General features: G+C 69.5%; 15 protein-coding genes and 1 riboswitch. Of the genes, 4 read left to right on the forward strand and 11 right to left on the reverse strand.

From position 1 onward, the window contains the following. Positions 1–27: 27 nt before the first annotated feature. A riboswitch (glycine riboswitch) is annotated at positions 28–120 on the reverse strand. Positions 121–189: 69 nt separating this feature from the next. From ACIA1L_RS20460 to ACIA1L_RS20475, 4 genes are all read right to left on the reverse strand, one after another. Next, positions 190–753, reverse strand: a complete 564-nt coding sequence (locus ACIA1L_RS20460) for a S26 family signal peptidase (protein ID WP_396074399.1) — start codon at positions 751–753, stop codon at positions 190–192. Positions 754–764: 11 nt separating this feature from the next. Then, positions 765–1,337: a hypothetical protein gene (locus tag ACIA1L_RS20465; protein WP_396074400.1), complete on the reverse strand. Its 573-nt coding sequence runs from the start codon at positions 1,335–1,337 to the stop codon at positions 765–767. A gap of 190 nt (positions 1,338–1,527) precedes the next feature. Then, the gene (locus tag ACIA1L_RS20470) at positions 1,528–3,342 is read right to left on the reverse strand and encodes a S8 family serine peptidase (RefSeq protein WP_396074401.1); all 1,815 of its coding nucleotides are present in this window, start codon (positions 3,340–3,342) and stop codon (positions 1,528–1,530) included. Positions 3,343–3,645: 303 nt separating this feature from the next. Then, entirely contained in the window at positions 3,646–4,302 is a 657-nt protein-coding gene (locus tag ACIA1L_RS20475; RefSeq protein WP_396074402.1) for a hypothetical protein, read from the reverse strand. Between the two features lie 126 nt (positions 4,303–4,428). Here ACIA1L_RS20475 and ACIA1L_RS20480 point away from each other — a divergent pair, with 126 nt between their 5' ends. Continuing rightward, positions 4,429–4,824: a helix-turn-helix domain-containing protein gene (locus ACIA1L_RS20480; protein WP_396074403.1), complete on the forward strand. Its 396-nt coding sequence runs from the start codon at positions 4,429–4,431 to the stop codon at positions 4,822–4,824. A 374-nt stretch (positions 4,825–5,198) separates the two neighbouring features. Beyond that, positions 5,199–5,477 carry a hypothetical protein gene (locus ACIA1L_RS20485; RefSeq protein WP_396074404.1) on the forward strand — a complete coding sequence of 93 codons (279 nt, stop codon included), beginning with the start codon at positions 5,199–5,201 and terminating at the stop codon, positions 5,475–5,477. A gap of 27 nt (positions 5,478–5,504) precedes the next feature. Here the strand turns inward: ACIA1L_RS20485 and ACIA1L_RS20490 are convergent, their stop codons facing one another. The 7 genes from ACIA1L_RS20490 to ACIA1L_RS20520 all read right to left on the reverse strand — a co-directional run bounded on the left by ACIA1L_RS20490 (position 5,505) and on the right by ACIA1L_RS20520 (position 13,502). Further along, positions 5,505–7,217 (reverse strand): DUF4407 domain-containing protein, encoded by a 1,713-nt coding sequence (locus ACIA1L_RS20490; protein ID WP_396074405.1) that lies wholly within the window; start codon positions 7,215–7,217, stop codon positions 5,505–5,507. A gap of 61 nt (positions 7,218–7,278) precedes the next feature. Beyond that, on the reverse strand, positions 7,279–9,195 hold the full coding sequence (locus ACIA1L_RS20495) for a response regulator (RefSeq protein ID WP_396074406.1): 1,917 nt from the start codon (positions 9,193–9,195) through the stop codon (positions 7,279–7,281). Between the two features lie 7 nt (positions 9,196–9,202). Continuing rightward, positions 9,203–9,640 carry a response regulator gene (locus tag ACIA1L_RS20500; protein ID WP_396074407.1) on the reverse strand — a complete coding sequence of 146 codons (438 nt, stop codon included), beginning with the start codon at positions 9,638–9,640 and terminating at the stop codon, positions 9,203–9,205. Then, the gene (locus ACIA1L_RS20505) at positions 9,637–10,800 is read right to left on the reverse strand and encodes an ATP-binding protein (protein ID WP_396074408.1); all 1,164 of its coding nucleotides are present in this window, start codon (positions 10,798–10,800) and stop codon (positions 9,637–9,639) included. The genes ACIA1L_RS20500 and ACIA1L_RS20505 overlap by 4 nt, the downstream gene beginning before the upstream one ends. 39 nt (positions 10,801–10,839) lie before the next feature. Next, the gene (locus tag ACIA1L_RS20510; protein ID WP_396074409.1) at positions 10,840–12,153 is read right to left on the reverse strand and encodes a hypothetical protein; all 1,314 of its coding nucleotides are present in this window, start codon (positions 12,151–12,153) and stop codon (positions 10,840–10,842) included. Positions 12,154–12,224: 71 nt separating this feature from the next. Beyond that, on the reverse strand, positions 12,225–12,854 hold the full coding sequence (locus ACIA1L_RS20515; RefSeq protein WP_396074410.1) for an SIMPL domain-containing protein: 630 nt from the start codon (positions 12,852–12,854) through the stop codon (positions 12,225–12,227). Between the two features lie 9 nt (positions 12,855–12,863). After that, complete coding sequence (locus ACIA1L_RS20520; protein WP_396074411.1) at positions 12,864–13,502, reverse strand: DUF4352 domain-containing protein; 639 nt, start codon at positions 13,500–13,502, stop codon at positions 12,864–12,866. A gap of 231 nt (positions 13,503–13,733) precedes the next feature. Here ACIA1L_RS20520 and ACIA1L_RS20525 point away from each other — a divergent pair, with 231 nt between their 5' ends. Together ACIA1L_RS20525 and ACIA1L_RS20530 are read left to right on the forward strand one after the other, a co-directional pair. Next, complete coding sequence (locus tag ACIA1L_RS20525) at positions 13,734–14,438, forward strand: hypothetical protein (protein WP_396074412.1); 705 nt, start codon at positions 13,734–13,736, stop codon at positions 14,436–14,438. Between the two features lie 87 nt (positions 14,439–14,525). Continuing rightward, a complete protein-coding gene (locus tag ACIA1L_RS20530; RefSeq protein ID WP_396074413.1) occupies positions 14,526–15,290 on the forward strand; it encodes a LamG-like jellyroll fold domain-containing protein in 765 nt (254 codons plus the stop codon). The last annotated feature ends 30 nt before the right edge of the window (positions 15,291–15,320 follow it).

Genomic DNA, 15,320 nt, shown 5'->3' on the forward strand with positions numbered 1-15,320 from the left:
AGGATGGTCCCGACTTTCCAGAGTCGCCTCGCCGTGGCGGTATCTGGGCCTGAGAGATTCTCGGGGAGGAGTTGCTCCTTCGGCGTCCCGGCGGGCCGGGTGCTCTCCCGCCAGGGCTCGAGCAGCGCGATCTTGAGTTATGCGCCGACCGTAGGAGCCGCGTCGCGGGCCGTCAAGTCGGCGGATGGATCACTCCGGCTTGCGGGCCGGGCGCAGGACCAAGGCTACCGCGCCGAGCACCGCGACGGTCTGCAGCACGAACATCGCCGGGTCGCCTTCCTGCAGGTCCAGCGTGGCCAGGGCGACGCCGGGGATGAGCAGGCGGCCGATGCCCTCGACCTTGTCCGGCGCCGTACGGAAGCTGTCGTCGCTGCCGTTCGCGTCGCCGCGGGTGATCAGCATGCCGTTCTCGTCGATGCCGCTGATGCGGTGGATGCGGGTGTTGCCGGGGTGCTGCGGGTCGGGCACGACCACGACCTGCCCGACGATCGGCGTCCAGTTCTCCGGCGGGGCGGAAGTGATGGCCACGTCGCCGCGGTGCAGGTTCGGGCTCATCGACTCGCTGACGACAGCGACGGGGGTCCAGCCCCAGAGGGCGGGCACCGAGCTCCAGGCGACGAGGGCGCCGACACCCGCGAGGATCGCGATGGCAACGAGCCGGAGCAGGAGCGAGGGGAGGCCGGCGAAGTTCCGGCGACTGCGCTGTCCCACCGGGGACGGCTGGGTTCCGGCCCATCCGGCCGGTACGGACATGACAGTCATGATCAGCTGTTCGCTTCCCAGGTGAAGGAGGCGTTCGCGGAGCCACCCTGCTGGGCGTCCGGCGTACCCGCGTTGACGGTGTAGGTGATCTTGTAGGTCTTGCTCTGGCCCGCACCGGACGGGGCGAAGGTGCCGACGCCGTTGGCGAAGTTGTTCTTGGTGGTGCCGAAGTTGCTCAGCGTGCCGGTGTACGCGGTACCGGTCGGGGTGAAGCCGGTGCAGCTGCCGAAGCCGCCGCCGCTGCCCTCTTCGACCACCATGTCGATGTACGGGGCCAGGCCACCGGAGACCGCGGTGCCGTACATCTTCACCGTGGAGGACAAGGTGCCCGAGTACGAGACCGTGATGCACTTGTCGCCGGTCGAGCCGGGCCGCAGGTTGGTCGGGCTGAACATGACCGCGTTGCTGTCGTCGTCGCTCAGGGCCACCGTGCCGGCGTTCCAGCTGTTCGCGCCGTTGCCGGTGTTCGCCGTGAAGGCCGCGCTGGAGGCCTGCCACATGACGCCGGAGCTGATCGCGATTCCGCCGGTCACCGTCAGCGCCACCGCCAGCATCTTCGTTCCGCCGAGCTGCATCTGTGTTGTCCTCTCACCGACCGGCTTGCCGGCCACTCCGTCGCTGTCAGGGGGATAGTTCGGCGGGCTACCTCAACCCCGTCTCAAGCGGCAGTCAAACCCAGGGCAAGGCTGGGCGAATCTCGGCGGACATGACAAACCGCCGGGCGGACCGGAGTCCGCCCAGCGGTCCCGCACACCGGGAAAAGCGTCAGTCGTCCAGGTCCGGCAGCAGATAGCCGGCAGCCCGCATCGCCGTGACCTGGGAAGCCGGTGGGGCCAGCGGGACGGACGGGATCAGCCCGACCGCCACAGCAGCATCCGGCAGACCCGCGCCACACCGGTACGGGTCGACGCCCAGTAACGGCCGGCAACTGGCCTTGATCAGCTGACCGAGCCGGTCCACCCGACCCGGATGCCGGCTGCCGAAGCCGTACCGGAAGTCCGGGTGATGGGCCAGCACCAACGCCGCCAACGCAGCAACATGTGTCGCGGCCACCGCCGTGCCATCGAACGCCGCCCGCCCCTGCGGGCCAACCGCGGAAATGACTGCCACGCCGGGCGCACACACATCCACCTCGGGACCGGCGCAGCTGGTCCGGGCCGCGAAAAAGCCGTCCGGCGTCGGCAGCCCGGCCGGCTGGATGGCATGGTGACTCTCCTGCGGGTACGTCCCCAGCTGCCCCATCGCCCCCACGGTGAAGATCGGCGCGAGCGAACCAGGGAACGCGACCGGCCCACCGGTGTCACCAGCCGCCGCCACACAGAAGATCCCCGCCTGCCGCGCCTCCGCCACCTTGTGCGCCAACAGCCCCGACGCCCCGTCCGCGTACACGCCGAGATCGATGACGTCGACCTCCTGGGCGATGCAGTAGTCGATCGCCTCCAGCAGATCGCTCAACCGCCCCGGCAGCACCCGACAGACGTGCACCTCCGCCTCGGGCGCCAGCCCGCCGGCCTGGTCACCGTCACAGCCGGCGAGCAGCGCCACCGAGTGGGTGACCCGGCCGACCGCGTCCTGATCCCACGACTTCTCATCCTGGCCCACCACGTTGATGCCGGACATGACGCCCTCGGCCGCGCCGAGCCGACCACCGTCGACCCCCGACCCCATCACCGCGATGCGTACGCCGTGCCCGCGGTAGGTGGGCGGAAGCCGATCGAAACTCATCGCCCGGCGTCCCCATTCCTCGGGCCCGTGCTCACGAGGAACACTGTCGAGCCGCCGGCAGGTCACCGCATTGGCGTCGGTCGCCGACAGGTCCGGCGAGTCCACCAGAGTGGTCCAGCAGTCCGCCCGCGGACGGACGAAGACCCCCCGCACCGCATCCAGCGAATCGGCCGGCACGGTCAACTCCACCATGCCCTCAGCACCCGTCCGGCCAGCAACGGGATACAAACCGCCATGCACGTAAACCATGGCATCGCCAAGCGGCTCACCCTGATCATCACGAACCCGGAAACGTACGGACACACTCTGCTCCGCCGACCCCGTGGCCGGCAGCATCACGGGAACCGGCAACTGCTCGCCGTGCCGCAACGGATGGTCGATGTCGACGTGGAACTCGGGCCGAGCCGCCAGAATCGCCGCCTGCTCCGGGGTGGCCTCCACCACCGCGACGGCCGGGAAATAGCTGCCGGTCCGCTGCTCAGCGGTGCTCACCTCCTCGGCGGCGCTGCGGATGATCCGCACCACGTGCAGGCTGGGATCGCGTTGCAGGGCCTCGATGAGCTGCTGCCCAGCCCGAGCCGGATCAGCCACGCCGGGCGCAGCCGTCATGCCCGACTGCGTGATCATGCCAGGCGCGGCTGTTAGGCCCGTCGGTGCGACGAGATAGCGCTCCGGGCGCCGACCGAGGGAATCGGGGGTGGGGCGGTCGGCGGGCTGCTGCTGCTCGCCGGGTTGCGGCGCACCTGGCCGGGCGGTGCCGGCGGTGGTGGGGCGGGGGTCGGCCGCACGCTCGTGGGGTTTGTCGGGCCGTCCCTTTGGCCGGCCGGTGCCGTGTGCCTGGCCCTGCTCGGCCATGGCGTGCTCCTTCCGCTGACGCTGACGTTTACGTGACGCCGGGGCGACGCCGCGGGTTGCCGTTGACCTGACGCCGCCGGCTTTCATGACGCGCCGGGTAGGGCGAGTTGCCGTGAACCTGACGCCGCCGGCTTTCATGACGCGCCGGGTAGGGCGAGTTGCCGTGCGCCGGCGGCGACCGGACCGCGGGGTCCGGCCACCGCCGAAGTGAGGACGCACCGTGGTGGCGATCGGTAGGTCTGACACCGCGGACACGACGGTGAGGTGAGCTCACGTGCCGCGGTCGCGGGTCGGCCGGGATCGTCAGCGGCCGAACGGGCCGGGGCTCCAGGCGAACGGGGTCTGGCCCGGGACCTGCGGGCTGCCGAACTGCTGGCCGAACGGCTGCTGGCTGAATTGCTGCTGGCCGAACGGCTGCTGGCTGAATTGCTGCTGCGCGAACGGCTGCTGGCCGTACTGGGAACCGAACTGCTGGCCGAACGGCTGCTGAGCGAACGGCTGCTGGCCGTATTGCGAGCCGAACTGCTGGGCGAACGGCTGGGCGATGCCTTGCTGGCCGGTGGTTTGCTGCTGGCTCAGCTGCTGCTGCACGAGTTGCTGCGCGGCCTGCGTGGCGAGCTGGAGCACGCCGGACTGGGTGAGCTGCTCGATGGCCCGCTGGGCGATCTGCTGCAGCAGGGGCTGCTGAGCGAGGACCTGGACCAGCGGGTGGGACTGCGTCTGCACCTGGATCAGCTGCATGTGTTCGAGCTGCTGGGTGATGCCCGGCTGCTGGGCCAGCACCTGGGTGACCTGCTGGCGGATCAGCTGCTGGGCGATGCGGTGGGCGAGCTGCTGCTGCGCTGCCTGCTGTGCGAGCGGGTGCGGGGTCATCTGCTGGCCGCCCTGCTGCGTCGCGTACGGGTTGTCGCCCCAGCCGCTGAAGCCCTGGCTCGTCGACATGGTGGGTGCGTACGTCATGGCTGACATCGTGCCTCCGAACGTCCAACCTCGATGGACAGGTTGTCCATCGACATCGGACGCTACGCCCGGCGCCGGCGGGCAGACAAGGGGTCGAAGTCGTTCGATATATTTGCACGGTAAATTGTGAACTTCTCCGACGAAGGCGATCACCGGATGCCGATGAACCCGCTCCAGCAGCTCATCCGGGATCGGATGGCGGAGCAGGGCTGGTCGTACGCCGACGTGGCCCGCCGCGGCACCATCCCGCGCTCCACCGTGCACCACCTGGCAACGGCCGACCATCTGCGCCGGCCGCCGCACCCGGCAACGCTGGAGGGGCTGGCCGAGGGGCTGGCGGTGCCACTGGACGCCGTCCGGGCCGCGGCCGCGTCCGCCGCCGGGCTCACCACCTGGCAGGAGCCGGCCACCGATCCCGAGATCACCATCCTGGTGGCGGCGCTCTCCCGACTCAGCCCCGACGACCGCCGGCACGTGCTCGCCCTGGTCCAGTCACTCCTCGGCGCTGACCGCCCCGCCTGAAACCCTGACCGCCCCGCCTGAAACGCTCGCCTCCCGCTGGAGCGCTGAACACCCGCCTGGAGCGCTGAACACCCGCCCGGAGCGCTGAACACCCGCCCGGAGCGCTGAACACCCGCCCGGAGCGCCTGAACACCCGCCCGAAGCGGCAGAGCCGCCAACGCCAAATTAGCGGCGCTGCCGGTTTGGCCCCGTTTTCGGATCGCTGGAAATCTGCGCCTCGCGCATCGATCCCGCCAAATACTTCATAGAGTGTGGCCGAGTGCGCAATCCGTAGCCGTGGCCGTGCGGGCGTTCGCCCGGCGTGGGGGCAGCCGCGGGCGGTGCCGGTAGGCAAGTGCCTGCCCCGCCGCTGTCAGCGAATCCCAGGAGGAACCATGCGCGTCTGCCTGACCGAACTGCCGATCGCGGTCCGAGTGTCGACGCCGGCGGGCATCGTGGTGGCGCTGCCGCGCGGCACATCCCGGCAGGAGGCGCTGGACCTGGCCAGTGTCATCTTGACCAGTGCGGAGTATGAGCAACTGCGACTCGCGCTCGGACCCGCCCCGGTGCCGGGATTGCCACGGCGGCGACGGCGATCCCTCGCCGCCTCCGCCGCTCTTCGAGCCCGGCGCCACCGCCGAAACAGAGCGTGGGCTGACGGAGCGCCGGAGTGAAATCCTAGCCCCCTCGTGCAATTTGCACTACGCCCTGATATTGCCCACATCCCGCAGCCGGTCCAGGACCGGGAGCTCGACCGTGTCCCGCACCTCACCGTTCACGTCCCGCAGCTCGTCCATGTCCCGCAGCTCGTCCATGTCCCGCAGCTCATCCATGTCCCGCAGCTCATCCATGCCCCGCAGCTCATCCATGCCCCGCAGCTCGTCCACGCCCCGCAGCTCATCCATGCCCCGCAGCTCGTCCATGTCCCGCAGCTCGTCCACGCCCCGGCGACCGGTGCCGTCCGAGAGCTCACCGTTCACGTCTCGCAGCTGGTCCACCTCCAGCAGGTCGCCACGCAGGCCACGCTGATCGTCCAGGGTCCGCATGTCGCCATACCTGCCCCGCTCGTCGTTCATAGCCGGAAGGTCACCGAGCATGCCGCGCTGACCGTTGAGGGTGCGCAGGTCGATGGCCTGCCGCAGCTCGCCGTTCGGGCGGCGCAGTTCGGGCGGATGCGGCGGGAGGTGGTGTTCGATCAGGGGCACGGGAGACATCGGCGACATCGCCAGTCCGGCCACGCTGTCATAGAGGTGCGCGCGCGCCCGTTCCATCGCCATGTCCTGCAAGTCCTCGTCGTGGGAGGCCTTACCTATGCTTTCGGCCATCACCCGGGAGGCCGCCTCCGCGTAGCGGCGCGCATCCTTGAGCCCCTGCTCGTAACCGATCGCCGCCTCGTGTTCGTGGCCGCGGGCCAGACGGGCTTCGGTGCGTTCGTACGCGTTGCCGTGCGAGACGATTTTGAGCCCGACGGCCGCGCAGTCCAGGGCGACGAGGAGCAGGGCGATGCCGATGTAGAAGACGCCGATGCCCCAGAAGTCACTGCCGAGCAGATACCACATGGCTTTGGTACGGGCGCCGAACCCAGCATCGGCGGCGATGGCTTTGGCGTTGGCCGTACGCTGCGCCTGGATTTTGGAAGTGAGATCGGCTTCTTCGGCGGCGCGCGACTGTCGGGCGGCCTTCTGGCTTTCCTGCAACCGGGCGGCCTGCGCGTCGAGTTGGGCGGCCTCGCTGTCCAGCCCCCGGGACCGCTTGACCAGCGTGTCGCAGAAGCCGCCGGGCGGACAGCCGGCCTTGCGGGACGCGCCGTCGCCCTCCGAGTCGGCGACCGCCTGGGCGTAGAGCTTGCGGGCGTCGCTGCGCTTTTCGGCCGCCCGGGTGTTCAGCGACTTCACGGCGTCGTTCTCGGCGACGGTCACCTTCTTGAGCTGGGCGAGCCGGGCGTCGTACGCCGCGATCGCCCCGCCGTTCTCGATCTGGCTGATCTCCGCGTTGTGCACTTCGTTGAGCCGGGCGTCGATCTCGCCTTTGTAGCGTTCCAGCATCAGCGGCTCGGTGATGATGACCGCGAAGAGCAGGGCCAGGCAGACCCGGCCGGCGTACAGCCCCAGGGTGGGCTTGCGGAGCAGTTCTTCCGGGTCCGGCGAGTCCAGGTTGTGGTAGTTGACCGCCACCCGGCCGACCACTGCCCGGTCGTACGCGACGACGCCCGTCGCCACCAGTGGACCGACCAGCCATTGCCACCACGGGTTGGTGTAGTTGGCGCTGGCGTCCACGAAGGCCGCGCCGCCCACGGTCGCGTACCCGAAATAGAGAATGATGAAGACGCCGATGGAGCAGTAGAGGACGCGGTCCGAGTGCGTGGTGACGCTGTCCGGGTTCACATTGGCGATCCGGAGCAACAATCGACGCATGCGGGAAGTCTCGCCGATCCCTGGAGCCCGCGCGGGCGAAACCGTGGGATCGACCGGGCCGCTATGCACCGGCCGCCTGCTTCAACAGCTTGTGCAGTTCGGTCAGCAGGGTGTCCTTGCTGAACGGCTTGCGCAGCAGCGGCGCGTCGGGGGGCAGCTCCTGGCCGCCGGGTGAGACGCCGGTGTAGCCGGACATGAACAGCACCGGCAGGTCCGGCCGGCTGCGCCGCAGCTCGGCGGCGAGCTGTGTCCCCGACATGCCGGGCATGATGACGTCGGTCAGCAGGACGTCGATCTGCACGTGGTCCTCCAGGCAGAGCTTCAGCGCCTCGTGCGGCGTCGCGGTGCGGTGGATCTGGTATCCGGCTTTGGTCAGGATCCGGCAGACGATGTCGCGGACGGCGTCCTCGTCCTCGACGACCAGCACCGTCTGCCCGCCTGCCTCGTCCGGCGCCGGTGTGGCAGCGGTGTCCGCGTCGTCCGCCGCGGCGGCGGTGGCGGGCAGGCAGACGCGCAGTGTGGTGCCCTGGCCGGGGCGGGAGTCCAATTCGATCGTGCCAGCCGCCTCGGTCACCGCCCCGTACGCGGTGGCCAGCCCGAGCCCGGTGCCTTGGCCGCGTCCCTTGGTGGTGAAGAACGGCTCGAAGGCTCGCGCGGCGACCTCGGGCGACATGCCGCAGCCGGTGTCGGTGATGGTCAGGGTGACCGCCGACCCGTCGGCCAACCGGGTGCCGCCGGTGGCGATGGTCAGGCGGCCACCGGTGGGCATCGCGGCGCGCGCGTTGACGACGGCGTTCATCAGCACCTGTTCGAGCTTGCTGCGGTCCATCGTCACCGGCGGCAGGGCGGGCTCGAGCAGCGTGGTCATCTCGATGTCTTCGCCGAGCGTACGGCTGAACAGTTTTTGCATTTCCTGCACGACGGCGTTGAGGTCCAGGATCTCCGGCTGGGACGGTTCGAGCCGGCTGAAGATGAGGAGCTGGCGGATCAGGGCGGTGCCCCGCGCCGAGGCCTGTTGGATGCCGTTGACGTCGGCGAGCGCCGGGTCGTCGGCCGGCAGGTCCTCGGCGAGCATGGCGGCGTAGCCGGAGATGACCGCGAGCAGGTTGTTGAAGTCGTGCGCCACCCCGCCGGCGAGCTGGCCGAGCGAGTCGAGCCGCTCGGATTGGCGCAGCTGGCGTTCCAGCTCGGCGCGACGTTGCTCGGCGAGCACCTGCTCGGTGGTGTCGCGCAGGATGCCCTCGACCGCGATGACGTGGCCGGCGTCGTCGGTGATCGCCACCGCGCGTTGTTCGGTCCACACAGTTTCCCCGGTCGGGCGCCGCCAGCGGACGGTGACCGTGCCCGGTCGCGGTGAACGCCAGGACTGTTCCAACGCCGCACGGTCGCCCGGCTCGACCAGCTGGAAGATGAGCTCGTGGTCGCCGTAGAAGTCGTCGGGTGGGCGCCCGATGATCGCCTCGATGGCCGGGCTCAGATATTCGACGGCGGGCTCGGGCACCAGGCGGTAGCGGAAGATGATGTCCTGGGCGTGCTCGGCGAGCAGGCGGAACCGTTCCTCGCTGTCGCGCAGTGCGGCTTCGGCTCGGCGCCGCTGCCGGCGTTCCCGGGCCTCGCGCAATTCGCGCTGGACCGCCGGCGCGAGTCGGGCCAGTTTGCTTTTGAGGACGAAGTCCTGCGCGCCCGCTCGCATCACCGCGGCCGCGGTTTCTTCGCCGACCTCGCCGGACACCAGGATGAAGGGGATGTCGGGGTCTTGGCCGCGAACCTGTTCGAGGGCGTCCTCGGCGCGCAACGCCGGCATGTTGTAGTCGCAGATGACCACGTCGGGCGGCTGCTCGCGCAGCGCAGCCGTCAGATCGGCGGCGGTGTCGACCCGAGTGTGGTCGACCGTCAGCCCGGCCCGTTTGAGGTGCCGGGCGATCAGGAAGGCGTCGTCGTCGTTGTCGTCGATGACCAGCAGGTGGCAGGGGTCCACGCGCGGCTCACCGGCCCAACCCGGGCGGCAGCGGTTCGTTGACGAGCAGCCAGTAGACGCCCAGCACCTTGGCGGCGGCGAGGAACTCGTCGAACACCACCGGCTTGCGGACGTAGCTGTTCGCACCGAGCCGGTAACTCGCCACGATGTCGCGTTCCTCGTTGGAGGTGGTCAGCACCACCACGGGCAGGGTGACGGTGCGGTCGTCCTCGCGGATGTGCCGCAGCACCTCCAGCCCGTTGACCTTCGGCAGGTTGACGTCGAGCAGGATCAACGCCGGCTTCAGCGGCGGGGTGCCGTCTTCGGGCAACAACAGGCGCAGCGCTTCCTCACCGTCGTTGGCGACGATGACCTCGTTCTTGATGTGGTTCTTGGCGAACGCGCGCACCGTGAACATCACGTCGTCGGGGTTGTCCTCGACCAGCAGGATGGGTCCGTCACTCATCGGATCTCCCAGTCGTCGGGGGCGGGGGTCAGGCTGAAGCGGAACGTCGCGCCGTTGCCCGGTGAGCTGTCGGCGGTGATCTGCCCGCCGTGCCGGGTGATGATCCGCTGGACGATGGCGAGGCCGATGCCGGAGCCTTCGTACTGGTCGGCGGTGTGCAGGCGTTGGAACGGGTCGAAGAGTTTGTGCGCGTACTTCATGTCGAAGCCGGCGCCGTTGTCGGTCACCGTGAAGACCTCGACGCCGTGGTGGTCCTCGGACGCCATGGTGATGGCGGCGGCTTCGGAGTTCGCGGTGAACTTCCAGGCGTTGCCGAGCAGGTTCTGCAGCACCAGCCGGATCAGGTGCGGGTCGGCCTGCGCGACCAGCCCGTCGGCGACGGCCACGTCGACCGAGCGCTCGGGGTCGGTGTTGTGCAGCTCGGCGACCAGGTCACGGGCCAACGCGGACAGGTCGGTGTGCTCGCGATGCAGCTCGGTCCGGGTTGCCCGGGACAGGCCGAGCAGGTCGTCGATCATCTGCGCCATCCGGCCGACGTTGGCCTGGATGCGTTGCAGGTAGCGCTGGCCCTGCTGGTCGAGGACGTCGCCGTAGTCCTCCTGGAGCACCTGGCTGAAGCCTTCGAGGCTGCGCAGCGGCGCGCGCAGGTCGTGCGACACCGAGTACGCGAACGCGTCCAGCTCCCGGGTCGACGCCTCCAGTTCGGCGGTGCGTTCCCGGACGCGCAGTTCCAGGTTGGCGTTGAGCTGGATCACCTGTTCCTCGGCCCGCTTGCGGTCGGTGATGTCGGTGGAGATGCCGCAGACCGCGTACGGGTGTCCGGCCGCGTTGAGCAGCGGGAACTTCACCGTGATGTAGGTGTTGATCTCGTCGCCCTCGCCGGGGACCTCTTCCTCCATCTGGACGGGCACGCCCCGCGCGAAGGCTTCCAGGTCGTTGGCTCGGAACGCGTCGGCGGTGTCCTTGGGGAACAGATCGTGGTCGGTGAGGCCGACGATGTTCTCGCGGTGCAGCTTGAACAGCCGCTCGTACTCGCGGTTGACCAGCAGGTAGCGGCCGTCGGCGTCGCGCATGTAGATCACGGCGGAGGTGTGGTCGATCAGCGCCATGAGCTGCTCGTGGCCGGGGAGCTGCACCTCGCCCGCTGGTTCGGCGTTCACCCTCGTCTGCACCATCAGCCCCCGGCTGCCGCCCCGCCCTCAGGTCACCAGCAGCACCCCTACTGGTGGAATTTCTCTCATATCCGACCGTACCGCATGTAATGGGGTGCCCTCGCCCACTTCGGCGACGGCTCGGTGCAGCGGGGCCAATACGTGATCGCGGCGGGCGCGGGTCAGCCGCTCCAGGTAGGTCTCGGTCATGCCGGTTGTGCCGGACCGGTTCGACACCAGGGCGTGGTCACCGATGCCCTCGGCGTCCCGCTGGCGTTGCGGCTTGAACAGGAACTTCTTGCTCAGCATCAGGTGCGAGCCGGCCGCTTTGGCGTGCGCGGTCAGGATGTCGTACCAAAGGATCAGGACGGGGTGTGCCGCGACCAGCCGGCGCAGATCCGCCGGGTCGGCGTCCGGCAACTTTTCCAGGTCGACGCCGAGCGAGGTAGCGACCCGCTGCGGCAGAGTGGGCTGCACCATCAGCTCTTCCAGGATCGCCCGCTCCTCGGTGAGCAGGCCGGGGAACAGCTTGCGGACGTGCGAGGCGTAGTCGGGTATGGCGATGCCCAGCAGGAAGTCCCGCTTGAGACCCTCGATGTCCAGGGCGCCGCTCGGCGGAATGTCACCCGGGGTCCAGTGCACGGCGAACTGGCGGAACACGTCCATGAAGTGCTCGGGCGGCATGCTGTGCTCGGGCGGTAGTGCCGCGAAGTCCAGGAACAACTGGCGCAGCGTGCCCAGCAACGTGATGGCCGTCCGCACCCGGGCCATCGGCTCCGGGCAGGCCCAGCAGGTCTCCGGGTCGGCCAGCGGTTCCAGCAGGTCGTTGACCGCCTTCTCGACCGCCTCACCCTTCTTGACCAGCGCAAAGAAGTGCTCCTCGCCGCTGGTGCCGGTGTATGTGCGGGTACGCCCGTCGGAGAACACCCCCGGCATCGACACGACGGTCTGTTCGCCCAGCCGCACCTCGACCGTGCCCACGTTCCACCGCACCAGGGAGGCGTAACTGTCCCGGTGATCGTGGCCGGTGCCGGTGTGGTCGGCGAGCGCCGCAAAGTAGCGCTGGAAAGGAATCTGCCCGGTGCCGGCTTCCAGGCCCTCGAAGGCCCGCTCCGGGGTGTCCTTGCCGCCGGGCGTGCGCTCCTGATAGTGCCGGCCGACTGAGGCACCCACGAAGCCGAGGTTGACCACGAGTTGCTGCGCCTCGGGCACGGACAGGCGGTCAGGCAGCGGCAGATGGGGCAGCACGACCTCGTGCAGCGCGTCGACCAGGACGCTCGGCGCCACCTCGTCGCGCAGAATGCCCTGGTTAAGCCGCGGCAGTTCATCGAGCACCCATGCGCCGAGCTGTGGCAGCGCCATCGCACTCACACCCTTCAGACCACGTGGTGTCTGAAGATATTTCCCTTATTCCGATCTGTCACACATTTCGGTCAGATCTGGGCGCCGGTGATCGCTACCCGAACCACCACCGTGGCCTGCACGGTCTGCGGCTGCGGGTCGATCTCCAACTCGAACTCCTCGGCCGATCCGGCGCTCATCAACCGCCAATGACCCCCACCGCCGGTGTCCTCGTCAGCGATCTCCACCAGGCGATCCACCTGCGCACCGACAGCCGCCGCGTACTCCCGGACGCGGCTCAGGGCATCGGTGATCGCCTCCCGCCGGACCTCGGCGCCCGCCCGGCTGCCGGGACGCAACTGCCACCACGGGCCGGAAATCGTGGTCTGGTCCGCGTCGGCGAGATGCAACAACATCTCGCCCAGTGCGGCGAAATCGGACACCGTCACGGTGGTGCTGACGCTGCCCACGTACGCGGAGACGCGCTCACCGCCCCGCTTGAGCTCCGGGCGTACCTGCACTCCACTGGTGTCGCGCCGCTCGATCACGTCCGCCCACTGGTCCAGCGCGTCGCGCAGGGCGGCGGACCGCTCGGCCAGTCGAGTCAGCGTGACCTGCCGATCCTTGTCACGCGCGGACACGGTCACGGAGAACTGCGCGATCTCCGGCGGAACCTCGCGGACAGCTGCACCGCGGACAACGATCATCGCTTGCTCGGCCATTTGTCGAAGCTACTCGCGGGTGAGCGGGATTCGCACGCCGCGCGTCCGTACGGAATCCCGAAGCTCGATCGACGTGAGCCGGGTGCCACGGGGAACGTCGAACACCAGGGTGCCCCGGACCAGCGCGCCGGCGGGGATCGGCTCGAGAATGCCGGGACGGCGGCCGCCCACGTACATGGCGGCGCCCACCTCGCTGGTGAAGGGGGAACCGTCGGCGGCGTACGCGGTCTGCGCCGCGCCATCGAGCGCCTCGGCGCGCGTACCGATGTTCCGGACCGTGACCGCCACCAGGCAATATTCTCCGCGCGCCCGCTGCCCGAGGTTGTCGGTGCCGACCCGGCGGGCGCCGCACCGCATGCCGGTGACCGAGAACTGGAAGCCGCCGTCCGCGATCACCTCGTGCAGCCGCCCGCCCACCGCCTCCTGGCGGGTCGCCGGGACGGCGTCGAGCCCGAGTGCGGCCGACAGCGAGTTGGCGATGACCCCGAGGACGGCGAACAGGGCAACCAGCGACGTGATCATCACGAGGGTGAGGCCACCGGCGATCCAGGGCCACAGCGACCGGCCCGTGCGGCGGCGGGTTCCGTGGTACGACATGGACTCCCCCGCCGAGCCGGTCCGGACGTGCAGCGTGGCCGGATCAACCACCCGAGGACCCGGCCACGCTCCCTGACAAACCGGTCATCGCGGGTCGCGGAAGTGGCCCGAACAGCCAGCGCGGCCCACCCGGTCGGCCCGCGGGTCCCCCACCGGGCGAATCGTGGGAGGAATCCGACGCGGCGAACCATGTCTCACTGCCGCGCCGAATGACGGTTCTCACGCGTTAGGAATCCCGCGACGAGAAGTCCGCCCACGACCCCAGGGGAGATCGCCGTAACCGTGACCGAGCATCAGATCAAGGACCGCCTCAAGGCCGTTCTCAACGGGAACTCCCCGGACACCGCGACCTCGGAACATCCGTTGATCGTGCCGGGTCACATGCCGCCGAACCAGGCGCTGCAGGTACTCACGCTGGCCCAACGGACAGCCGAGGAGCACATCGCCATCGCGAATCGGCAGGCCGAGAAGATCCGGACGGACGCACAGACCGCCGCGGACAAGATCGCAGAGGACGCGGAGGCCCACTCGCAGAACATCCGGCGGGAGGCCGACAAGGTCCTGGCCGAGGCCCGGGCGGCCGCCGAGAAGGCGGCCCGGGAGACTCGCGCCCAGGCCGAGGAGGTCCGGCGCAACGCGGACCAGGTCCTCTCGGAGGCCCGAGCCGAGGCCGAGACCGCTGCCAAGAAGGCCGAGGAGCAGGCCGAGCAGCTGAAGCTCCAGGCCCAGCAGCGGTACGAGGACGCGGTCGGCAGCCTGGGCGCCAAGCGCGAGGCGCTGCAGAAGCAGATCGAGTCGCTGGAGCAGTTCGATCGCGAGTACCGGTCTCGGTTGACCGCCTTCATGCAGACCCAGCTGCGCGCCCTGTGGGTCGACGTGCCGGTGGTCAGCGACGAGCTCCAGGACACGGAGGCCAACCCGCAGGCCACGATCGAGATCGAGATCGTGGCCGAGGGTGACGCTGAGGCCGAAGCCGAGGACGAGTGATCCGCCCTCCGTTCGGCCAGCACCTCCTGGCCGTTCGACCGCACCGCCAAAGCTGCCCCGCGTGCCCCATAAAGGGATGATTCGGACATGATTGACGATCACAAGCCGCGGGCACGGTCGCGCCGCCGACGCTGGATGACCGGAGCGATCGCCGCGACGGCTGCCGCGGGAACCGCGATCGGCGGCTCGTTCTGGATCCGGGCGGACGCCGGCACCAGAGAGACCGAGGTGGTCCGGTACACCTTCGAGCAGACCGACGGCGCGCTCTTCCCCAGCGTGACCGGCGGCCCGCACCTGCTCAAGACGGTCAGCAGCAAGGGCGGCGCGCTCACCCCCATCGCCCACGGCGGCGGCACGGCGCTGCAGTTCCCGCCGCCGTGCCGCACCGAGCCGTGCCCCCGGGTGGCCCTGCGCGCCAAGAACTCGGCCGGCCTCAACCCCGGCCGCAAGCCGATCCGTTTCGGGGCCACCGTGCTGCTCGACAAGAAGCAGACCACCAAGGGCGAGAACATCATCCAGAAGGGCTACTCGGCGGGCGGCAGCCAGTTCAAGCTGCAGATCGACGGCAAAGCGGGCAAGCCCAGCTGCGCCATGGTGGACGCCAAGGGCGCGGTGCACATCGCCCGAAGCAGCGTCACCGTCGCCGACAGCGAGTGGCACACCCTGGAATGTCGCCGCAAGGGCTCCTGGCTCGCCATCCGCGTCGACGGCCGCCGCCGCGGCAGCGCCACCATCCCGGCGGACCTGTCGGTGTCCAACTCCATTCCGCTCAGCATCGGCGGCAAGGGCGCGTACCGCGACAACGACCAGTTTCAGGGCGCGCTGGACGACGTCTGGGTAGCCATCGGATGACCCCGTCCAATTTGTCCGCGTATGGGAGCA

The sequence above is a fragment of the Actinoplanes sp. NPDC051859 genome, assembly GCF_044452725.1.
Taxonomy (GTDB): Bacteria; Actinomycetota; Actinomycetes; order Mycobacteriales; family Micromonosporaceae; genus Actinoplanes.